The 20,784-nt window shown below is 69.9% G+C and carries 15 protein-coding genes and 1 pseudogene; 7 read left to right on the top strand and 9 right to left on the bottom strand.

What is annotated here, in order from left to right; translation table 11 throughout:
- The first annotated feature begins 89 nt into the window (after positions 1 to 89).
- Entirely contained in the window at positions 90 to 1,379 is a 1,290-nt protein-coding gene (locus ACZ53K_RS04675; RefSeq protein WP_030018929.1) for a citrate synthase, read from the top strand.
- Between the two features lie 508 nt (positions 1,380 to 1,887).
- Here the strand turns inward: ACZ53K_RS04675 and ACZ53K_RS04670 are convergent.
- Positions 1,888 to 4,135 (bottom strand): annotated as a pseudogene (locus ACZ53K_RS04670) (heavy metal translocating P-type ATPase).
- Positions 4,136 to 4,140: 5 nt separating this feature from the next.
- A complete protein-coding gene (locus tag ACZ53K_RS04665; protein WP_468832059.1) occupies positions 4,141 to 4,437 on the bottom strand; it encodes a heavy-metal-associated domain-containing protein in 297 nt (98 codons plus the stop codon).
- A 563-nt stretch (positions 4,438 to 5,000) separates the two neighbouring features.
- Here ACZ53K_RS04665 and ACZ53K_RS04660 point away from each other — a divergent pair.
- Positions 5,001 to 6,221, top strand: a complete 1,221-nt coding sequence (locus tag ACZ53K_RS04660; RefSeq protein WP_468832058.1) for a cation:proton antiporter — start codon at positions 5,001 to 5,003, stop codon at positions 6,219 to 6,221.
- Between the two features lie 61 nt (positions 6,222 to 6,282).
- Here ACZ53K_RS04660 and ACZ53K_RS04655 read toward each other — a convergent pair whose 3' ends face one another.
- The 7 genes from ACZ53K_RS04655 to ACZ53K_RS04625 all read right to left on the bottom strand — a co-directional run bounded on the left by ACZ53K_RS04655 (position 6,283) and on the right by ACZ53K_RS04625 (position 13,791).
- Positions 6,283 to 7,296 (bottom strand): Gfo/Idh/MocA family protein, encoded by a 1,014-nt coding sequence (locus ACZ53K_RS04655; RefSeq protein ID WP_468832057.1) that lies wholly within the window; start codon positions 7,294 to 7,296, stop codon positions 6,283 to 6,285.
- A gap of 190 nt (positions 7,297 to 7,486) precedes the next feature.
- On the bottom strand, positions 7,487 to 8,419 hold the full coding sequence (locus tag ACZ53K_RS04650) for a 2-dehydropantoate 2-reductase (RefSeq protein ID WP_468832056.1): 933 nt from the start codon (positions 8,417 to 8,419) through the stop codon (positions 7,487 to 7,489).
- An 80-nt stretch (positions 8,420 to 8,499) separates the two neighbouring features.
- Entirely contained in the window at positions 8,500 to 8,703 is a 204-nt protein-coding gene (locus tag ACZ53K_RS04645) for a helix-turn-helix transcriptional regulator (protein WP_030018934.1), read from the bottom strand.
- 311 nt (positions 8,704 to 9,014) lie between these two features.
- The gene (locus ACZ53K_RS04640; RefSeq protein ID WP_468832055.1) at positions 9,015 to 10,547 is read right to left on the bottom strand and encodes a sugar porter family MFS transporter; all 1,533 of its coding nucleotides are present in this window, start codon (positions 10,545 to 10,547) and stop codon (positions 9,015 to 9,017) included.
- A gap of 2 nt (positions 10,548 to 10,549) precedes the next feature.
- Positions 10,550 to 11,413 carry a sugar phosphate isomerase/epimerase family protein gene (locus ACZ53K_RS04635; RefSeq protein ID WP_468832054.1) on the bottom strand — a complete coding sequence of 288 codons (864 nt, stop codon included), beginning with the start codon at positions 11,411 to 11,413 and terminating at the stop codon, positions 10,550 to 10,552.
- A 398-nt stretch (positions 11,414 to 11,811) separates the two neighbouring features.
- On the bottom strand, positions 11,812 to 12,837 hold the full coding sequence (locus ACZ53K_RS04630) for a Gfo/Idh/MocA family protein (RefSeq protein WP_468832053.1): 1,026 nt from the start codon (positions 12,835 to 12,837) through the stop codon (positions 11,812 to 11,814).
- 33 nt (positions 12,838 to 12,870) lie between these two features.
- The gene (locus tag ACZ53K_RS04625) at positions 12,871 to 13,791 is read right to left on the bottom strand and encodes a sugar phosphate isomerase/epimerase family protein (protein WP_468832051.1); all 921 of its coding nucleotides are present in this window, start codon (positions 13,789 to 13,791) and stop codon (positions 12,871 to 12,873) included.
- A gap of 262 nt (positions 13,792 to 14,053) precedes the next feature.
- On the opposite strand from ACZ53K_RS04625, the gene iolC reads away from it, so the two are divergent.
- The 5 genes from iolC (at position 14,054) to ACZ53K_RS04600 (ending at position 20,699) form a co-directional block, all read left to right on the top strand.
- Entirely contained in the window at positions 14,054 to 15,070 is a 1,017-nt protein-coding gene (iolC, locus tag ACZ53K_RS04620; RefSeq protein WP_468832050.1) for a 5-dehydro-2-deoxygluconokinase, read from the top strand.
- A 121-nt stretch (positions 15,071 to 15,191) separates the two neighbouring features.
- The gene (locus ACZ53K_RS04615) at positions 15,192 to 16,094 is read left to right on the top strand and encodes a Cgl0159 family (beta/alpha)8-fold protein (protein WP_468832049.1); all 903 of its coding nucleotides are present in this window, start codon (positions 15,192 to 15,194) and stop codon (positions 16,092 to 16,094) included.
- 48 nt (positions 16,095 to 16,142) lie between these two features.
- Complete coding sequence (iolB, locus tag ACZ53K_RS04610) at positions 16,143 to 17,186, top strand: 5-deoxy-glucuronate isomerase (RefSeq protein WP_468832047.1); 1,044 nt, start codon at positions 16,143 to 16,145, stop codon at positions 17,184 to 17,186.
- Entirely contained in the window at positions 17,183 to 19,084 is a 1,902-nt protein-coding gene (gene iolD / locus ACZ53K_RS04605) for a 3D-(3,5/4)-trihydroxycyclohexane-1,2-dione acylhydrolase (decyclizing) (protein ID WP_468832046.1), read from the top strand. Before iolB ends, iolD begins: the two co-directional genes overlap by 4 nt.
- 121 nt (positions 19,085 to 19,205) lie before the next feature.
- The gene (locus tag ACZ53K_RS04600; RefSeq protein WP_468832045.1) at positions 19,206 to 20,699 is read left to right on the top strand and encodes a CoA-acylating methylmalonate-semialdehyde dehydrogenase; all 1,494 of its coding nucleotides are present in this window, start codon (positions 19,206 to 19,208) and stop codon (positions 20,697 to 20,699) included.
- The last annotated feature ends 85 nt before the right edge of the window (positions 20,700 to 20,784 follow it).

Genomic DNA, 20,784 nt, shown 5'->3' with positions numbered 1-20,784 from the left:
CCCCGAGTGCACAGCCAAGGTCCAAATGGGGGAAGGTATAGGCAGTCAGGGCACCTCGAAGAAGAGGCACAACGTCGGTGAGGGATGACGTGAGCGACAACTCTGTAGTACTGCGTTACGGGGACGGCGAATACAGCTACCCGGTCGTCGACAGCAGCGTCGGCGACAAGGGCTTCGACATCTCGAAGCTGCGCGCCCAGACCGGTCTGGTGACCCTGGATTCCGGTTATGGCAACACTGCCGCGTACAAATCCGCGATCACCTATCTGGACGGTGAGAACGGGGTTCTTCGGTACCGCGGCTACCCGATCGAGCAGCTCGCAGAGCGCAGCACGTTCGTCGAGACCGCCTACCTGCTGATCAACGGTGAGCTGCCCACCGTGGACCAGCTGGCGACCTTCAAGCAGGACATCACGTACCACACCCTGCTGCACGAGGACGTCAAGCGGTTCTTCGACGGCTTCCCGCGGGACGCCCACCCGATGGCGATGCTGTCCTCCGTGGTCAGCGCGCTGTCGACGTTCTACCAGGACAGCCACAATCCGTTCGACGAGCGGCAGCGCCACATCTCGACGATCCGGCTGCTGGCCAAGCTGCCGACGATCGCTGCGTACGCGTACAAGAAGTCGGTCGGCCACCCGGTGGTCTACCCGCGCAACGACCTCGGCTACGTCGAGAACTTCCTGCGCATGACCTTCTCGGTGCCGGCCGCCGAGTACGACCTCGACCCGGTCGTGGTCAGCGCTCTGGACAAGCTGCTCATTCTGCACGCGGACCACGAGCAGAACTGCTCGACCTCCACCGTGCGCCTGGTCGGCTCTTCGCAGGCGAACCTGTTCGCCTCGATCTCGGCCGGCATCAACGCGCTGTGGGGCCCGCTGCACGGCGGCGCCAACCAGTCGGTGCTGGAGATGCTGGAAGGCATCCAGCGCGACGGCGGTGACGTCGACGCCTTCATCCGCAAGGTGAAGAACAAGGAAGACGGCGTGAAGCTCATGGGCTTCGGGCACCGCGTCTACAAGAACTTCGACCCCCGGGCGAAGATCATCAAGGCGGCGGCGCACGACGTCCTCTCGGCGCTCGGCAAGTCCGACGAGCTGCTGGACATCGCGCTCAAGCTGGAGGAGCACGCGCTCTCCGACGACTACTTCGTCTCGCGCAAGCTCTACCCGAACGTGGACTTCTACACCGGTCTGATCTACCGGGCCATGGGCTTCCCGACCGAGATGTTCACCGTGCTCTTCGCGCTCGGCCGGCTGCCCGGCTGGATCGCCCAGTGGCACGAGATGATCAAGGAGCCGGGTTCCCGCATCGGCCGCCCGCGCCAGATCTACACCGGAGTCGTCGAGCGCGACTTCGTCCCCGTCGAGGAGCGCTGAGCACCTCCGGCTTCCGGGACAGCTGCTGACCGGCCGGCCGCCCGCGCGGCGGCCCGGGCCGGTCCGTTCAGCAGAAAGCGCCCCGCCTCCAGATCCCCCCACGGGTCCGGAGCGCGGGGCGCTTCCCTTGTTCCCCGGGTCGGATTCCCCCCACGGGATCCGTCCGGGCGCTTCACGGCGGTAGCGCGATCTGCCGGGACGCGCACGTACGGGAGGGCCGCTCAAAGCTCCCCGGGCACGTCGCCCCGGCCACGCGTTGCCGGGCAAAGTCCCCCAAGACCAGCCTGGCCGTTGCGGTACAGGCCCCGCCGAGGTGCCTGCACCGCACGGTTAGACTCGCGACCCCCCACAATGGTTACGTTCCAAGCGATGTGATCTGGGTCTCTTGTCATAACTGGGCGAATACGGTCAAGGGTCTCGATCTGGAGATCGAAGCCCTTCCGTATGGGTGTTGTGTCAGTTGTAGGGGATTTGTGAAGGCGAAAAAAATCCGCGCCGCGCACATCCGTCAGCGGAAGCGTCGCAACCGGAGGCTGTTGCCGACCACGAAGACCGAGGAGAAGGCCATCGCCGCCCCCGCGATCATCGGATTGAGCAGACCGGCCGCGGCGAGCGGAATCGCGGCGACGTTGTAGCCGAAGGCCCAGAACAGATTTCCCTTGATCGTGGCGAGCGTCCGGCGGGCGAGCCGGATGGCGTCGGCCGCGCCCCGCAGATCACCGTGTACGAGGGTGAGGTCACTCGCCTCGATGGCCGCGTCCGTACCGGTCCCCATCGCCAGGCCCAGGTCGGCGGCGGCCAGGGCGGCCGCGCCGTTGACGCCGTCGCCGATCATCGCCACGCTTCTGCCCTCGCCGCGCAGCCGCTCGACGACCGCGACCTTGTCTTCGGGCAGTACCTCCGCGATCACCTCTTCGATGCCCACTTCGGCCGCCACCGCGTCGGCCACCGCCTGGGTGTCCCCGGTCAGCAGCACCGGAGTCAGCCCCAGAGCGCGCAGCCGGCGGAGAGCCTCGACGCTGCCCTCCTTGACGGTGTCGGCAACCGACAGCAGACCGCGTGGCTGTCCGTCCCAGGCAATGAGTACGGCAGTCCGTCCCGCGGCCTCGGCGGCGTCCCTGGCGGCGGCCAGCGCCTCCGGAAGGCCCTCGGCGGCAGACGTCGACCCACCCTCCGCGTCCTCGCGCAGCAGCCGCTCGCGTCCGACGAGGATGCGACGGCCTTCCACCACGCCCCGTACGCCGAGGCCAGGCGCGTTCTCGAAGCGTTCCGGCTCCGGAAGCGAGCCCAAGCGCTCACGCGCCCCTTCGGCGACAGCACGCGCGATCGGATGCTCCGCGGAGTGCTCCAGGGCACCTGCCAGCCGCAACAGCTCGTCCTCCGCGACACTCGGCGCCGGCACGGCCTCGTACAGGCTCATCCGGCCCGTGGTCACCGTTCCGGTCTTGTCCAGCACCGCCGTGTCGATGCGGCGGGTGGACTCCAGTACCTCGGGGCCCTTGATGAGAATGCCGAGCTGGGCGCCCCGGCCCGTACCGACCATCAGGGCGGTGGGCGTCGCCAGGCCGAGGGCGCAGGGACAGGCGATGATCAGTACGGCGACGGCCGCCGTGAAGGATGCGGTCGCGTCGCCGGTCACCAGCAGCCACCCGGCCGGCGTGCCGAGCGCCACCAGCAACACGACGGGGACGAAGACGGCGGAAACCCGGTCGGCGAGCCGCTGCACCTGGGCCTTGCCGTTCTGCGCCTCCTCGACCAACGCCGCCATGCGCGCCAGCCGCGTATCGCCGCCGACCCGGGTGGCCTCGACCACCAGTCGGCCGCTGGTGTTCACCGTCGCACCCGTCACGTTGTCACCGGGAGCCACATCGACGGGTACGGATTCGCCGGTCAGCATGGAAGCGTCCACGGCGGAGGCGCCCTCGACGACCGTGCCGTCCGTGGCGATCTTCTCTCCGGGGCGTACGACGAACCGGTCGCCGACGGCCAGCTGCTCCACCGGGACGCGCACTTCACGCCCGTCCCGCAGAACCGCCACGTCCTTCGCGCCCAGCTCCATCAGTGCACGCAGCGTGGCGCCCGCCTTCCGCTTGGAATGCGCCTCCAGGAAGCGGCCGAGGAGCCCCCCGCGCCACGGTGAAGTCGAAACCGTGCCGCATGCCAGGCACCCCCGCGTCGCCGAAGAACAGCGCCCACAGGGACCAGCCGAAGGCTGCGAGCGTTCCGATGGACACCAGGGTGTCCATCGTGGCGGCGCCGTGTCGCAGGTTCGTTCAGGCGGCTCGGTGGAAGGGGTACGCGCCCCAGACCACGACGGGCGCGGCCAAGGTCAGACACAGCCACTGCCAGTTGTCGAACTGGAGGAAGGGAACCATCGAGAGCAGGACGACGGGCGCGGCCAGCCCGGCGGAGAGGATCAGCCGCCGGCGCAGCCGGGCCAGTTCCCTGTCGTACGAGTCCGAGCGGTCTTCCACGGGGGACGTGACGGCGGAATCGCGCTCGGAGGCGTTGGCCGGAGCGGGCTCGGCGGGCGCGGGCCGATGCGCGGTGTAGCCCGTCTTCTCGACCGTGGCGATCAGATCGTCGACGGACACCTCGTCGCCGTACTCGACCCGCGCTTTCTCGGTGGCGAAGTTGACGGTGGCGCTGACGCCCGGCATCCGGTTGAGCTTCTTCTCCACGCGTGCCGCGCACGAGGCGCAGGTCATGCCGCCGATGGCGAGCTCGACCCGCGCCTGCGTGGACGTACCGGTCATCGGGCTCAGGCCGCCGGACCCTCGAGTTCGTAGCCCGCCTCGTCGACCGCCGCGCGTACGGCCGCCTCGTCGAGCGGCGCCTTGGAGACGACGGTCACCAGGCCGGTGGCGGCGGACGCCTGTACCGAGTTCACGCCGGCGATCTCGGAGATCTCGGCGGAGACGGCGCCTTCGCAGTGACCGCAGGTCATGCCGCTCACCTTGTAGGTGGTGGTGACGTCGCCCACCTGGACCTCGGTGGCCCCGGAGTGGCAGGTGCCCTCGGGGGAGCAGCAGGAGCCGTTGGTCTGTTCGGCAGTCATGGGTCTCTCCTTGGTGCGTGTGGTCGCCGTGCTCGAAGTTTTCACTGACATGCACGTGTGGCGTGGGAACTCCGGGGTCCCGAGAGTCTCCGGTTCTTCCCGACGACCACGACTTTATACCCCTAGGGGGTATGGGCGCCAGGCGTGGAATCGTGCGACGTCATTGAGTGGCCTGCCGATATGGCTGGTTGCGTGGCGCTTCGGCGGTCCCGTACGGTCCCTGATGCTCCGCCGGGCGTGTCGGTCAATGCCCTCGGGACGGGCCTCTCCCGGGTGGGGCGCCGGGGCGCGCCGCTTGTCGCCGCGGTGCGCGGGGGTGGTAATGCGGTGGGTGGCACGCCGGCGTGCCGCATGCCGTGCGCCTCGAAGCCGCAGAAATGGAAAGCGGGATGACGGTGTGTCCGTCATGCGTGACGGCCATCGCGAGGCCGTCACGACGGCGGTCACGATGACGCGCGCGACCGCGGGTTGCCCGCCCGGCCCGAAGGCGTACAAAAAGAAGCGCCGGGCCGGTCGGCCGGTGAAGCGGGAGTGCGCTGTGCCTTATGGTAGAAAAGCGGCTTATGTCGCAGTCCGCAACACTCGTATTGATCATGGCGATCGCCGTGGCCGCCCCGCTCCTCGCATACGGCCTCGGACGGTGGCTGCCGGTACCCCTGGTCATCTTCGAGATCGTGCTGGGCATTCTGATCGGCCCGGACGTGCTGGGCTGGGCGCACTCCGGAGAAGTCATCAACGCCCTCTCCGACCTCGGACTGGCCACCTTGATGTTCATCGCCGGGTACGAGATCGAGTTCGCCAAGGTCCGCGGCGACACCCTCAAACGCGCCGGAGCCGCCTGGATCGTGACGCTCGTCCTCGCCCTGGCCGTCGCTCTCGGCTTCGCCGCCGGCGACTTCTCCAAGGCGATCGTCGTCGGCACCGCGCTCACCAGTACGGCGCTCGGCACCGTCCTGCCCGTACTGCGTGACTCCGGCGACCTGGGAACCCGCTTCGGTTCGGTGATGATGGCCACCGGCGCGGTCGGCGAATTCGGGCCGATCATCGCGATGGCGCTGCTGCTCAGCGGGCGGGACCCCGGCGAATCGACCATCCTGCTCTTCGCTTTCGCCCTGCTGACCGCCGGCGCGGTCTACTGGGCTTTGAAGCCGAGCCCCATGTGGTTCTACCGGATCATCGCCCGCACCCTGCACAGCAGCAGCCAGTTCGCCATCCGGCTGTTCGTCCTGCTACTGGCTGTCATGCTCGGTATCTCCCAGGTGTTCGGACTGGACATCCTGCTGGGCGCGTTCGCCGCCGGAATCATCATGCGGCTGGTGCTGCACGAGGCCGCGCCGGACAGCAGCCAGGAAATCCTCGGAAGGCTGGAGGCGATGGGCTTCGGGTTTCTGGTGCCACTGTTCTTCATCGTCACCGGCGTCGAGTTCGACCTGTCGTCCCTCTTCGAGAACGGCCGCTCGCTCCTGCTGCTCCCGCTTTTCCTCGTGCTCCTGCTGTTCGTCCGCGGGTTGCCGCTCGTCCTGCTCGCGCCCCGCGACCTGGGACGCAAGGACCGCGCCGCGCTGATGCTGTACGGCTCGACGGCGCTGCCCCTGGTCGTCGCGATCACCACGATCGGCCAGGACAGCGGCGTCCTCGACGCCGGCGAGGCGGCGGCCATGGTGGGCGCGGCGATGATCTCCGTACTGGTCTTCCCGCTGGTGGCCATGCGGCTGCGGGCCGGAGCGGAAGGGCTGGCGCCGATTCCGGAAGGGCCGCGGGAGGGCGCTTCGGAGTCCTGGTGAGCTCAGACGCGGCCGAACCGCCGTCAGGCGGCGCACCCGAACTGTTCGATGCCCGGGGCGGTCACGCTCGAGCGGGCGCGCGTACCTCCGCGACCTTGACCGGCTCGCCCGTGCGGCGGGAGCGGTCGCACGCTTCGGCGATGTACAGCGCCTCCAGCGCCTCGGCGGGCGAGCAGGGATTCGCCGTACGGCCGGCAGCAACGTCCACGAAGGTGCCCAGCTCGGTGACGTACGCGTCATGAAAACGTTCCATGAAGGTCGTGTACGGAGCGGAGCGCTGCCACGAGACGTGTGACTCGGCGCTCGGCAGTGGAGCCCGGTCGTCCAGCCCGACGATACGCGCGTCCTTGGAGCCGCACACTTCCAGGCGGACATCGTGGCCCGCGCCGTTGTAGCGGGTCGCGGTAACCGTGGCCAACGTTCCGTCGTCGAAGCGCAGGAGAGCGGCGCAGGTGTCCACGTCGTCGCCGACGGCGAAGAAGGACGCGCCGCGGTTGGCGCCTTGCGCGTACACGGAGACCACTTCGCGGCCGGTGATCCAGCGCAGAATGTCGAAGTCGTGGATGCTGCAGTCGCGGAAAAGGCCACCGGAGGTGGGGATGTAGACCGCGGGCGGCGGCGACTGGTCGCTGGTGCAGGCGCGGAGCGTGTGGATCCAGCCGAGGTCGCCGGACCGCAGCGCCTCGCGGGCGGCCCGGTAGCCCCGGTCGAAGCGTCGCTGGAAACCGATCTGCACGGGAACGCTGCTGGTTTCACCACGTGTGACGACGGCGACCGTGCCCGGGACGTCCAGCGCGACCGGCTTCTCGCAGAAGACCGGTACCTCCGCGTCCAGCGCTTGGTGGATCAGTTCGGCGTGCGCGCTCGTCGCGGCGGTGATCACGACGCCGTCCAGGCCGTCCGCGTACATCTGGGGAAGCGTTTCGGCGGCCTTGATGCCGAGGGCGTCCGCGAGCACGCGTGCGCGGGCCGCGTCGGCATCGGCGACGACGATGCCGTCCACGCCGGGGACGGACTTCAAGGTCTCGGCGTGGAACGCTCCGATGCGTCCGGTGCCGATCAGGCCGATCTTCATGTGCCGGCTCCTGTTGTCTGAGGTGCTGCTTCAACGCGATGGCTGTGGCGTGGTTTTGGAGCGCTCCAAAGCTGTGCCGCAGCGTGCATGTCCTTACGTACGTATGTCAAGTCATATGGCGGGCGTAGCGACAACCGGCGCGAGCGAGAGGGGAGGGGAGAGGGCGGGAGGCCTGCTGACCGGCGACGCGCTATGCGCCGGTGTTCTTAGGGGCGCGGATTTCCCGGTCGATCGCGCGCAGGAGGGTGAGCAGCATCCCGTTGAGGGGAGTGGGGATGCCGTGGCGCGCTCCGGCGCGTACCACCGCGCCCGTGATGTGTTCGTGTTCCATGGGGCGGCCGGCCAGGCGGTCGTAGAGCATCGATGAGCCGCCGTCCGGCGGGACCAACGCGTACAGCTCCAGTACGCGGTCGATGTCGGCGTCGTGGAGCGCCGCGCCCTCGGCCCGTGCGACGGCGGCTGCTTCGCCCAGGATGTCCCGGGTGAGAGCCGCCATGCCGGGATCGGCGAAGATGCCCATGCGCTGCTGGAGGAGGGCGGTGAGCGGATTGGCCGCGAGGTTGGTGAGGAGTTTCTGCCAGGCGGTCGTCGTGAAGTCCGGTACCGGTACGGCCTTGAGCCGGCCGGCGGCGAGGAGATCGGTGAGGCGGACGGCCAGCGGACCGTCGGGGACGTGGATCTCGTTGCCCGCGTAGAGCCTGACCCGGCCGGGGGCGGTGCACTCGGCCGACGCGTAGATGACGGCGGGCAGGATGTCCGTACCGTCGGGGGTGAGCGGGGCCACGCGTTCGGTGTGGTCGATGCCGTTCTGGAGTACGGCGACGACCGTGCCGGGTCGGCAGAGACGGCGTAGCCAGTCGGCGGCGCCGGCGGTGTCCTGGGCCTTGGTGGCCAGGAAGACCCAGTCCGCGGGCTCGGCCGTTTCCGGATCGACGGCGAAGCGTACGGGGGCGTCGATGACCTCGCCGTCCGTTTCGAGGGTGAGCCGTTCCAGTGGTGTGCGCAGGCACAGCGTGACGTCGTGCCCGGTCAGGTGAGTCAGCGTTGCCACGAGTCCGCCGATCGCGCCACCGCCGATCACAGCGATACGGAGGCGCGCGGCCGGTACGGGTATCGGTGGCATGGGCCGAGCGTAGCCCCCTCGTGGGCGGGTTGCGGAGCCCCGCGCGCCGGTTGCGCGGGGCCCGGAGGAGGGGCGGGGTGTCAGTCCTTGTCGCGGCGCCCGCCGTGTCCGGGGCGCTGGGCCACCCAGGTGCGGATGGTGTCGGCGAACCAGTACGGTCTGCCGCCCTCCACGAGATCCGGTGGCGGCAGTAGCCCGTGTTTCCGGTAGGAGCGCACGGTGTCGGGTTGGACTCGGATGTGTGCGGCGATCTCCTTGTACGACCAGAGCCTGCGGTCGGTCATGTGTCTCGCACCTCCTTCCGCCGCTCGCAGTGGCGGCCCGGGGGAGCCGACGGAGAACTGCGTGCGGTCTGGTGATCACTCAGCCTGTGCCCGGTGAACGACGCTGAGTGAGCAGGAGCGAGGGCCTGTTGATCGGCTGTGACGGAAGACCTGCGTAATGGTGACAGCTGTGACGATTGGGGCATCACTGTCACGGAGTGAAGAGGGGGCGGGGGAGGGAGGTACGGAAGGAGTAGAGGAGGAGGCTGAGAGAGAAGGGTGAGGAGGGCGAGGTGAGGCTTCGGGGGGCCTTCGGGGGAGGAACGCGCTTCCTATTCCGGTTTCTTCGCTTCGGCTGACGCCTTCCGCAGTTCGTGTTCCAGGTCCTCCAGAGCCATCCCCTTCGTTTCCGGGGCGTACCGCTTGCAGAAGAGCAGGGACAGTACGCACATCAGGCCGAAGGTCCAGAACGTGACGCTCGCGCCGGCCGCGTCGAGGAGTACCGGGAACACCAGCGCGACCGTGAAGTTCACCAGCCACATCACGAACACCGCGGCGCCCATGGCGAGTCCGCGCACCTTCAGCGGGAACATCTCGGCGAGCAGCAGCCAGACGCCGGTGTTCAGGGTCGCCTGCATGAAGCCCATGTAGAGGACCATCAGACCGAGGACGAGGCAGCTGACGCCGGTGGATTTCGGGAGGTGGAAGGAGGCGCCCAGCAGGGCGAGTGAGACGGTCATCCCGGAAAGCCCCGTGATCAGCATCGGTCGGCGTCCGACCTTGTCGATCAGTGACATCCCGATCGCGGTGGCGATGACGGAGATGGCGCCGACGGCGATGGTGGCGGTGATCGCGGCGTTGGTTCCCAGGCCCGTGGATTCCAGGATCTTGGGCGCGAAGTAGATGACGGCGTTGACGCCGGTGATCTGCTGGACTGCCGCCAGTCCGATGCCGATGAGCAGGAGGCGCCGTACCCAGGGGGTGCGCAGTTCCTGCCAGACGCCGCGCCGTGCGTCGGCCTCCAGTGTTCGAGCCTGGTTGATGCGGCCGAGTTCCCCGTCGACATCCTCGGCGGGCAGTGTGCGTCGCAGGACTTTCGCGGCCTGCTCCGTACGGCCCTTGCTGATGTACCAGCGCGGTGTGTCGGGCAGGAAGAACAATCCGACGAACAGAGCCACGGCCGGCACCGCCGCCAGGCCCAGCATCCAGCGCCACGCTTCCCACTGGGCGAGGACCGCGTTGATGAGGTACGCCAGCAACTGCCCGCTGACGATCATGAGGGAGTTGAAGGAGACCAGCCGGCCGCGGATGTGCGGCGGCGCGATTTCCGAGAGGTACAACGGTGTGATCACCGAGGCGCTGCCCACCGCTAGGCCGAGGGCGAAGCGCGCGACGACCATGAAGGGGACGGTCGGGGCGAGCGCCACGGCGAGGGCGCCGCCGATGAACACCGCGCCCGCCCAGAGCAGTGAGTTGCGCCGCCCCAGCCTGTCCGACATCCGTCCGCCGGCCAGTGACCCGAAGGCCGCGCCGATCAGCAGTGCGCTGGTGATGACGCCTTCCCCGAGTGAGGTGAGGCCGAAGTGCGTCTCCATGAAGGGGAGCGCGCCGGAGACGACCCCGGTGTCATAGCCGAAGAGGGCGCCACCGAGGGCGGCGATGGCGGCGATGGCGATGATGAAACGTTTCGCCTTGCGGGTCGCGGCGGGAGAGGAAACAGACGGGGCGAGGGCATCGGCCGGGCCCGGAACAGGAGCAGGGGTACCGGCAGGAGCCGAGGCCGGGGAGTGGTTGTCTCCCGGCGCTGCGGGTTCGGTGGCGCCGGTTCCGTCCGTGGATGCCGTCGGCCTACTGGGTGCGGCCATCGTCATGGGCTCCAGTTCTTCGAGACGTACGCGTCGATCTGTTCGCGCATGAAGCGTGACGACTCCATGGCGCGCTCCTCCCAGGCGAACACGGAGGAGACGAGCGTGCCGTCGAACCCGTTGGCGGCGAGTTCCCGGAAGAGTTCGTCGAAGTCCACCTCGCCCTGTCCGATGTCCAGGTGCTGATGGACGCGTACGGCCGAACCGGGAGGGTTGACGATGTAGCGCAGGCCGGAGGACGCGGTGTGGTCGAAGGAGTCGGCGAGGTGCACCGCGGTGGTCAGCGGGCCGGCGTGCTTGAGGACGCCCGGGGCGTCGTTGCCCTGGTGGAAGGTGTGCGGCGCGCAGTAGAGGAAGGACACCAGGGGTGAGTTGACGCCGCGGATCAGGTCGACGGCGGCGTGCCCGTCCTCGACGAAGTCGTCCGGGTGCGGTTCGAGCGCGAGGGTGATGCCCTCACGTTCGAAGATCGGCAGCAGTTCTTCCAGCGACCGCCAGAACTGGCCTTCGCTGCGGTCGGCGCGCTCGGGGCGGCCGTTGAACTCCGAGTTCATGGCGGCGACGCCGAGGTCGGCGGTGATCTGGATGGCGCGTTTCCAGTAACGGACGGCGGCCTGCCGCTCGTCCTCGTCCGGGGAGGACCACTTGTACAGGGGGAGTACGGAGGAGATGCCGACGCCGGCTGCGGACAGTTCCCTGTGGAACGTGCGGACGGTGGAGTCGTCGATGCGCGGGTGGAGGAAGAAGGGGTTGACGTCGTCGCGGGGCGACAGCTCGATCCACTCGTAGCCGAGTTCGGCCACCAGGGCAGGAAGTTCCAGCAGCGGTATGTCGCGGAACATGTACGGGTCGAGAGCGATCTTCACAAGGGGAGACCTTTCGGGAGATGGCGCAGGCCGCGCCCCCGGCGGAGGGCAGGCCGGAGCACACGCCGTGCTGTGAGGCGGCGCGTCGGCCGCGGCGCGCCGGGGCACGCGCGAGAGACGCTCCGGGGCGCGCACGTGGCACGCGCTGCCGCGTGAAGGCACGCGCCCCAGCGTGAAAGCGCGCACCACCACGGGAAAGCGCACGCCGCCATGTGAAAGCGCACGCCGCCACACGTGGGCGAGCACTGCACGACTCGCGGTGACACACCGCCCCGCGCGGGGACGCACCACCACACGAAGGCGCGCGCCACCCCCGCAGGGCCGCGCCGCCGCACCGCATGACAGCCCGCCGCCCGTAACAAAAGGTGTGAACGGTTGAGGCCGGAGCCGGCCGTGGTTCAGCGGTAGAGCGCCGGCCGTTCGCCCAGTTCGACCTCGACACGTTCGCCGGCGGCGGCCTGGGCGCGTACGCCCGCCTCGCACACCGCGGCCGCCGCGTAACCGTCCCAGCAGCTCGGACCTTCGACCACGCCGCGCTGCGTGGCGTTCACCCAGCGCTGCACCTGCCGGTCGTACGCCTCCTCGAAGCGCTCCACGAAGCCGGGCGTGATCGAGCCGCCCCATTTGCCGGCCGCGTTGACGTACACGCCGTGGTCGTCGCCGATCCGGGCGGTGCCGCCCTCGCAGACCGCCTCGCAGCTGACCTGGTAGCCGAAGCCGCAGTTGACGAACAGTTCGGTGTCCACGATCTGGCCGGCCGCGGTCTCGAAGAGGACGATCTGCGGGTCGCTGAGGCCTTCGGGCGCGTTGCCGGTGGGGGACGGACGGAGCACGCGTACGGCGGTGATCTCCTCGTCCAGCAGCCAGCGCGTCACGTCGATCTCGTGGACGACCGAGTCGTGGATCATCATGGCATTGGTGAAGCCGGGCGGCGTGTCGGCGTTGCGGTGCTTGTTGTGCAGCACCAGGGGGCGGCCGTACGCACCCTGGTCGAGCAGGGACTTGAGCTTGAGGTAGTCGGCGTCGTACCGGCGCATGAAGCCGACCTGGACCCGCCGGTGCCCCAGCTGCTGCTCGGCTCGGAGGACGCGCAGCGCCGAGGCCGGGTCCGGGGTGAGCGGTTTTTCGCAGAGCACCGGCAGATCGCGCGCGAACGCGCTGAGCAGCGCGTCCTCATGGGCCGCGCCCGGTGAGGCGATCAGTACGGCGTCGACGCCCGGGTCCGCCATGGCGGCCGCCGGATCGGTGTAGGGCGTACACCCCTCGATGCCGTCGGCGATGCGCTTGACCCGGTCCGCGTCGATGTCGACGACGGCCGCCACCCGCGCTCCGCTGATGACGTCGCTGATGCGGCGTACGTGGTCGGCGCCCATGCGGCCGGTGCCGATGACGGCCACGCCGAGCGGTCCATGCTGCTGACTCATCGTGTGGAACTCCTCGCTCCGTACGGTCGGGACTCAGGCGCCGCAGGAGCGCAGGAAACGCCGGGTGCGCTGCGCGATGGGCAGTGGCTGGTCGACGGGGCAGGGGTACATGTCCTGCTCGACGATGGCGAAGAGGTCGACGTTCAGCTCCTGGGCGGCTTCCAGGACGGGCGGCAGCGCGGGCACGCCGAGCGGCGGTTCGCACATCACGCCCTGCCGGACCGCGGGCCCGAAGGGTGTGCCCTTCGCGACGACGTCCGCGAGGATGTCCGGGTCGACCTGCTTGAGGTGGAGGTAGCCGATCCGCTCGCCGTAGGTCTTGATGAGCTTGACGTTGTCGCCGCCGCAGTACGCGTAGTGGCCGGTGTCCAGGCACAGGTTGACCAGCGAGGAGTCGGTTCCGTCGAGGAAGCGTTCGACGTGTTCCTCGGTGTCGATGTGGGTGTCGGCGTGCGGGTGGACGACGATGTCGAGGCCGAACTCCTCCCGTACCTGCTTGCCCAGCCGTTCCATGCCGCTGTTGAGGTGGCGCCACTGCTCGGTGGTCAGTTCGCGCGGCTCCAGTTCCTCGGCGGTCTTGTCGTCGCGCCAGAAGGAGGGGATGACCACCAGGTGCTTGGCGTCCATCGCCCGGGTGAGGGTGGCGACCTCGCTGACGTGCGCCCAGGTCGCGTCCCAGACGTCCGGCCCGTGGTGCAGGGCGGTGAAGATGGTGCCGGCCGAGACCTTCAGTTCGCGTTCGGCCAGCTCCGCGTGGAGGACCGTGGGGTCGGTGGGGAGGTATCCGTACGGGCCGAGTTCGATCCACTCGTACCGGGCTTCGGCGACCTCGTCCAGAAAACGCTGCCAGGGGACCTGCTGCTCGTCGTCGGGGAACCAGACGCCCCAGGAGTCAGGGGCCGATCCGATGCGCAGGCGGTCCAGAACGCGCGGGACGGCAGGGGGAACGGACATGCTGCGGCTCTCCTCTCACCGGTCGCCGGTGACCGGGAAGGCGGGGGGGGGGCTGGGTGGTGGGCACAGCCTCCATCCCGGTCGGAGGAGTGTCAAGACTTCGTCATGACATAAGGACGTAAGGACTTTGTACCCGTCAGTACATCGGGGCGTGACGCTCCCTGCCCATGTGTGTGCCACGTCAGAATGTAAGGACAAAGTATTGACAGGGCGTCGGGCCCCCGGTTAGACCTGTGGTCAGTGACGAACCGGAGGGGCGCACATGACCGAGCCGCGGCAGGCCGCGAAAACCGGCCCGTATGACCTGATCACCATGGGCCGCATCGGGGTGGACATCTACCCGTTGCAGACGGGCGTTCCGCTGTCCCGCGTCGAGACGTTCGGGAAGTTTCTCGGCGGCTCGGCCACCAACGTCGCGGTCGCCGCCGCCCGGCTGGGCCGGCGTACGGCGGTCATCAGCCGCACCGGCCGCGACCCGTTCGGCGAATACGTCCACCAGGCGCTGCGCGACTTCGGTGTGGACGACCGCTGGGTGACACCCGTAGCGGAGTACCCGACGCCCGTCACCTTCTGCGAGATCTTTCCGCCGGACGACTTCCCGCTCTACTTCTACCGCCGCCCCAAGGCGCCCGACCTGGTCATCCACCCCGAAGAACTGGACCGCGACGCCGTACGGGCCGCCCGGATCTTCTGGATGACCGGCACCGGCCTGTGCGAGGAGCCGAGCCGTACGGCCACCCTCACCGCGCTGGAGGCCCGCGCCAAGTCCGGCGTCACCGTCTTCGACCTGGACTGGCGCCCGATGTTCTGGGGTGGTGAAGGGGGCGCGTCCGGCGACGGCGGCGCCACCGGCGCGGCCGCGCGGGACCGGGCCCGGCCGTACTACGAGGCCGCGCTCGCCCATGCGACCGTCGCGGTCGGCAACATCGACGAGGCCGAGGTCGCCACCGATGTACGCGACCCGAAGCGGTGTGCGCAGGCGTTGCTGGACATGGGCGTCGAACTGGCCGTCATCAAGCAAGGGCCCAAGGGCGTACTGGCCGTGCACCGCGACGGTCGTACCACCGAGGCGCCGCCGACTCCCGTCGAGGTCGTCAACGGCCTGGGCGCCGGTGACTCCTTCGGGGGAGCGCTCTGTCACGGGCTGCTGACCGGCTGGGAACTGGAGCCGATGATGCGCTACGCGAACGCCGCCGGCGCGATCGTCGCGTCCCGGCTGGCCTGTTCGTCCGCGATGCCGACGCGCGACGAGGTCGAGGAATTCCTCGCCGCCCACTGATCGCCGCGGACGGCCGCCGTACGCCCGGCCGTCCCGTCCCGCTGCCACCGGGCCCCACCCCGCAGGGGGCCCGCCCGGTGGCACCCGTACGAACCCGTCCCACCAGAAGGTGAGAACCGCCTTGACCACTCGGATCTCCGACATCGTGACGCTGCGGGCCCGGTACCCGAAAGCCGTCGCGGAGGCCGCGGCGCGCCGCACCCGCCGCCCCCTGATCGGCGACAGCGGACAGCTGATGATCATCGCGGCCGATCACCCGGCGCGCGGCGCGCTCGCCGTCGGCGACCGTGAACTGGCCATGGCCAACCGCCTCGACCTGCTGGAGCGCCTGTGCCTCGCCCTGTCCCGCCCCGGCGTGGACGGTGTGCTCGCCACCGCCGACATCCTGGAGGACCTGCTCCTGCTCGGCGCCCTTGAGGACAAGGTCGTCATGGGTTCCATGAACCGCGGCGGCATCGCCGGTGCCTCCTTCGAGATGGACGACCGGTTCACCGGCCACCGCCCGCAGGACATCGCCCGGCTGCGCTTCGACGCCGGCAAACTGCTGCTGCGCATCGATTACGACGACCCCGGCTCGCTGGCCACCCTGGAGTCCACGGCCCGCGCCATAGACGCCATGGCCGCACTGGAACTGCCCACCTTCGTCGAGCCGTTCCTCTCGCGCCGGGTGGGCGGCAAGGTCCGCAACGACCTGAGCGCTGAGGCCGTCACGAAGTCCGTCGCCATCGCCTCCGGGCTGGGCGGAACCTCCGCGTACACCTGGCTGAAGCTGCCGGTCACCGATGACCCGGACGACATGGCGCAGGTCTGCGAAACGTCGACGCTGCCGACGGTGCTGCTCGGAGGCGACATCAAGGGCACGGCCGGGGAGCAGGAAGCGGCGTACGAGAAATGGCGCAAGGCGCTGCGCCTGCCGTCCGTGCACGGGCTGGTGGTCGGCCGGTCGCTGCTCTATCCGGCCGACGGGGACGTGACGGCGGCCGTGGACACCGCCGTGTCGCTGCTCCAGCGGCAACCGCGGTAATCACGGCAACCACGGTAACTGTCAGTGGTCGGGAGGAGACTTGCAGGCATGACGAGCGAACTGCGCAACACCGAGTCGGACACCGGGGCTCCGGGCGGGGAATTCCACGTCAAAGCCCACGACCGGGCCGACGGGCCGTACGAACTGGACATCGACCCGGACCGGGCGGGCTGGGGCCATTCGTCCCTGCGCGTCCTCCGGCTGCCGCCCGGCGGGAGCCATGCGTTCGCGACCGGCGACAGCGAGTGGATCGTGCTGCCCCTGAACGGCGGCTGTACGGTCACGGCCGACGGCGGCGCGCCCTTCGAACTGGCCGGACGCAAGGACGTGTTCAGCGGCGTGACGGACTTCGCCTACGTACCCCGTGACGCCCAGGTGGAGATCACCAGCACCGCCGGTGGACGGTTCGCGCTGACCGGGGCCCGTTGCACCCGCCGGCTGCCCGCGCGTTACGGTCCCGCGAGCGATGTGCCCGTGGAGCTGCGCGGTACGGGCAACTGCTCCCGTCAGGTCAACAACTTCGGGGCGGCCGGCGTCTTCGCGTGCGACAAGCTCATCGCCGTCGAGGTCCTCACCCCCGGCGGCAACTGGTCCTCGTATCCGCCCCACAAACACGACGAGTGCCGGCCGGGTGAGGAGAGCGAGCTGGAGGAGATCTACTACTTCGAGATCGCCCCGGCCCACGGCTCGGAAGGCCTCGGCTACCAGCGCGTCACCCCCTCCGGCAACGGACGCGGTACGGACGTCCTCGCCGAAGTCCGCAGCGGCGACGCCGTACTGATCCCCGACGGCTGGCACGGCCCGTCCATCGCCGCCCCCGGCCACGACATGTACTACCTCAACGTGATGGCGGGCCCCGGCGAGGAGCGCGCCTGGCTGATCTGCGACCACCCGGACCACGGCTGGATCCGCGGCACATGGCCCGGCCAGCCCGTCGACCCTCGGCTGCCCCTGTACGAGGCACCGGAAGCCACCCTCGGCCCACCTCTGTACGAGACTCCGGGAGCCCGCCCCGGCCTCCCCCTGCACGAGACTCCGGAAGCCGACCCCGGCCTCCCCCTCCACGACGCCCCCGAGGGAGACGCACGATGACCACTCGACGCCTGACGGTGGCGCAGGCCCTGGTCACCTTCCTGTCCCACCAATACACGGAGCGGGACGCACCCGCGTCCGTCGGCGGCGCGCCCACCAGGCACCGCCTGATCAACGCCTGCTGGGGCATCTTCGGACACGGCAACGTCGCCGGCCTCGGCCAGGCCCTCCTGGAGGCGGGCCCGGACACGATGCCGTATCTCCAGGGCCGCAACGAGCAGGCCATGGTGCACGCCGCGGTCGGTTACGCCCGCCAGCGCGACCGCCTGTCCGCGCAGGCCGTCACGACCTCCATCGGCCCCGGTGCCACCAACCTCGTCACCGGCGCGGCCCTCGCCACGGTCAACCGCCTGCCGGTGCTGCTGCTCCCCGGCGACACCTTCGCCACCCGCCCCGCCGACCCCGTGCTCCAGCAGCTCGAAGTGCCGTACGCGGGCGACGTGTCGGTCAACGACGCCCTGCGCCCGGTCTCCCGCTACTTCGACCGGATCACCCGCCCCGAGGCGCTGATCCCGGCCGCTCTCCAGGCGATGCGGGTGCTCGCCGACCCCGTCGACACCGGCGCCGTCACGCTCGCGCTGCCGCAGGACGTGCAGGCGGAGGCGTACGACTGGCCCGAGGAGTTCTTCGCCGACCGGGTGTGGCGGGTGCCGCGCCCCGCGCCCGACACCGCCGCGCTCGCCGAAGCCGTATGGGCGGTACGCGCCGCCGAACGGCCGTTGATCATCGCGGGCGGCGGCGTCCACCACAGCGAGGCCGAGGACGCCTTGCGCGCCTTCGCCGACGCCACCGGCATCCCCGTCGCCTCCACCCAGGCCGGCAAAGGCTCCCTGCGCCACGACCACCCCGCCGACATCGGCGGCATCGGCCACACCGGCACCGCCACGGCCGACGCGCTGGCCGCCCGCGCCGACCTCGTCATCGGCGTCGGCACCCGTTACACGGACTTCACCACCGCCTCGTCCACCCTCTTCGCCGCCCCCGGCATCCGTTTCGTCAACCTCAACATCGCCTCCTTCGACGCCCACAAGCTCGCCGCGACCTCCCTGGTCGCCGACGCCCGCGCCGGCCTCGAAGCGCTCACCGAGGCGCTGTCCGGACACCGCGTCACGCAGGCGTACGAGCAGGAGTACGGCGCGGCCAAAGCCCGCTGGGAAGCCCTGGTCGACGCCGCCTACGCCGCGCCCGACGACTCCGTACGCCCCTCCCAGACCCAGGTCCTCGGCGCGCTGGACGCCACCGTCGGCGACCAGGACGTCATCATCAACGCGGCCGGCTCGCTCCCCGGCGACCTGCACAAACTGTGGCGCGCCCGCTCCCGCCGCCAGTACCACCTGGAATACGGCTACTCCTGCATGGGCTACGAGATCCCCGCCGCCATCGGGGTCCGGCTGGCCGCGCCCGACCGGCCCGTATGGGCGCTGGTCGGCGACGGCACGTACCTGATGATGCCCACCGAGATCGTCACCGCGGTCCAGGAAGGCATCAACATCAACATCGTGCTCGTGCAGAACCACGGGTACGCCTCCATCGGCGGCCTGTCCGAACAGACCGGCGGCGAACGCTTCGGCACGGCCTACCGCTACCGTGCCGCCGACGCCACGTACACAGGCGAACCGCTGCCCGTCGACCTCGCCGCCAACGCCGCGTCCTTGGGCATGCACGTCATCCGCGCCGCGACGGTCGGCGACCTGCGCGCAGCGCTCGCCGCGGCCCGCGCCGACGAGCGCCCCACATGTGTCTATGTCGAGACCGCAACGGCCGACACTGTGCCGGGCGCGCCCGCCGCCCAGGCCTGGTGGGATGTTCCTGTGGCCGAGACCGCGACACGTCCGGCGGCGGTCGAGGCCCGCAAGGAGTACGACCGGCACGTCGCCGCGCGCCGCCGCCACCTCTGAGCCCCCGCACCACCGACCGCCCGATTGTACGACCGCCCGGAAGCACGACCGTCCGAGAGGACGACCACCCGCTCTCCGCCACGGCATCCGCTCACCGCCGTCCCCCAGAAAGGCCCCCCGCATGAAGACCATCAACCACTGGATCGGCGGCAAGCCCGCCGAGGGCGTGTCCGGCTCCTTCGGCCCGGTCTACAACCCCGCGACCGGCGCCCAGGAGAAGCAGGTCGCCTTCGCCTCCGTGGACGAGGTGGACGCGGCCGTCGCCGCCGCCAAGGAGGCGTTCCGCACCTGGGGCGCCAGCTCACTGGCCAAGCGCACATCCGTACTCTTCGCCTACCGCGAGCTGATCGACGCGCACCGTGAAGAGCTGGCCGCGCTGATCACCGCCGAGCACGGCAAGGTGCACAGCGACGCGCTGGGCGAGGTCGCCCGCGGTATGGAGATCATCGAACTGGCCTGCGGCATCCCGCAGCAGCTCAAGGGCGAGCTGTCCACCCAGGTCTCCACCCGCGTGGACGTGGCCGCGATCCGCCAGTCCCTCGGTGTCGTCGCCGGCATCACGCCGTTCAACTTCCCGGCGATGGTGCCCATGTGGATGTTCCCGCTGGCCATCGCCTGCGGCAACACCTTCGTCCTCAAGCCCAGCGAGAAGGTGCCCTCCGCGGCCCTCAAGCTGGCCGAGCTGGCCGCCGAGGCGGGCCTGCCGGACGGCGTACTGAACGTCGTCAACGGCGACAAGGTCGCGGTGGACCGCATCCTGGAGCACCCGGACATCGCCGCCGTCTCCTTCGTCGGCTCCACCCCCATCGCCCGCTACATCCACGCCACGGGCACGGCCAACGGCAAGCGCGTCCAGGCCCTCGGCGGCGCCAAGAACCACATGCTGGTCCTGCCGGACGCCGACCTCGACCTCGCCGCGGACGCCGCGATCAACGCCGCGTACGGCTCGGCGGGCGAGCGCTGCATGGCGATCTCCGTCGTGGTGGCCGTCGGCGACACCGCCGACCCGCTGATCGAGAAGGTCAAGGAGCGGGCCGCCGCGCTGACCATCGGCCCCGGTGACGACCCGGCCTCCGAGATGGGCCCGCTCATCACCAAGGCACACCGCGACAAGGTCGCCTCGTACGTGTCCGGCGCCGCCGCCCAGGGCGCGGACGTCGTCATCGACGGTTCGGACTTCACGGTCGCCGGCCACGAGAACGGCCACTGGATCGGTGTCTCGCTGCTCGACAACGTCACGCCCGGGATGGACGCGTACCGCGACGAGATCTTCGGCCCGGTGCTCTGCGTCGTCCGCGTGGACACCTACGACGAGGCGATCTCCCTCATGAACTCCTCGCCGTGGGGCAACGGCACCGCCATCTTCACCCGGGACGGCGGCGCGGCCCGCCGGTTCCAGCTGGAGGTCGAGGCGGGCATGGTCGGCGTGAACGTCCCGATCCCGGTGCCGGTCGGCTACCACTCCTTCGGCGGCTGGAAGGACTCCCTCTTCGGCGACCACCACATCTACGGCAACGACGGCGTGCACTTCTACACCCGCGGCAAGGTCGTCACGACCCGCTGGCCGGACCCGTCCGACGGTGGTATCAACCTGGGCTTCCCCAGCAACCACTGACGACGGCAGGCGGGCACGGCCCGTGAGGCGGTGGCCGCCTCCGGGCCGCGACCGCCCATGGGCCGTGACCGTCTCCGAGCGGCGA

The organism is Streptomyces sp. NPDC033221 (assembly GCF_055577005.1).
Note: the sequence above shows the minus strand (reverse complement) of the source record. Positions and strands in the feature narration are given on the sequence as shown.

What these genes read in the sequence shown, in the direction of transcription:
- ACZ53K_RS04665 (WP_468832059.1), bottom strand. Translation starts at nt 4,437, where the DNA reads ATGACTGCCGAACAGACCAACGGCTCCTGCTGCTCCCCCGAGGGCACC.
- ACZ53K_RS04660 (WP_468832058.1), top strand. Translation starts at nt 5,001, where the DNA reads ATGTCGCAGTCCGCAACACTCGTATTGATCATGGCGATCGCCGTGGCC.
- ACZ53K_RS04600 (WP_468832045.1), top strand. Translation starts at nt 19,206, where the DNA reads ATGAAGACCATCAACCACTGGATCGGCGGCAAGCCCGCCGAGGGCGTG.
- ACZ53K_RS04640 (WP_468832055.1), bottom strand. Translation starts at nt 10,547, where the DNA reads ATGGCCGCACCCAGTAGGCCGACGGCATCCACGGACGGAACCGGCGCC.
- ACZ53K_RS04650 (WP_468832056.1), bottom strand. Translation starts at nt 8,419, where the DNA reads ATGCCACCGATACCCGTACCGGCCGCGCGCCTCCGTATCGCTGTGATC.
- iolB (WP_468832047.1), top strand. Translation starts at nt 16,143, where the DNA reads ATGACGAGCGAACTGCGCAACACCGAGTCGGACACCGGGGCTCCGGGC.
- ACZ53K_RS04625 (WP_468832051.1), bottom strand. Translation starts at nt 13,791, where the DNA reads ATGTCCGTTCCCCCTGCCGTCCCGCGCGTTCTGGACCGCCTGCGCATC.
- ACZ53K_RS04630 (WP_468832053.1), bottom strand. Translation starts at nt 12,837, where the DNA reads ATGAGTCAGCAGCATGGACCGCTCGGCGTGGCCGTCATCGGCACCGGC.
- ACZ53K_RS04655 (WP_468832057.1), bottom strand. Translation starts at nt 7,296, where the DNA reads ATGAAGATCGGCCTGATCGGCACCGGACGCATCGGAGCGTTCCACGCC.
- iolD (WP_468832046.1), top strand. Translation starts at nt 17,183, where the DNA reads ATGACCACTCGACGCCTGACGGTGGCGCAGGCCCTGGTCACCTTCCTG.
- ACZ53K_RS04645 (WP_030018934.1), bottom strand. Translation starts at nt 8,703, where the DNA reads ATGACCGACCGCAGGCTCTGGTCGTACAAGGAGATCGCCGCACACATC.
- iolC (WP_468832050.1), top strand. Translation starts at nt 14,054, where the DNA reads ATGACCGAGCCGCGGCAGGCCGCGAAAACCGGCCCGTATGACCTGATC.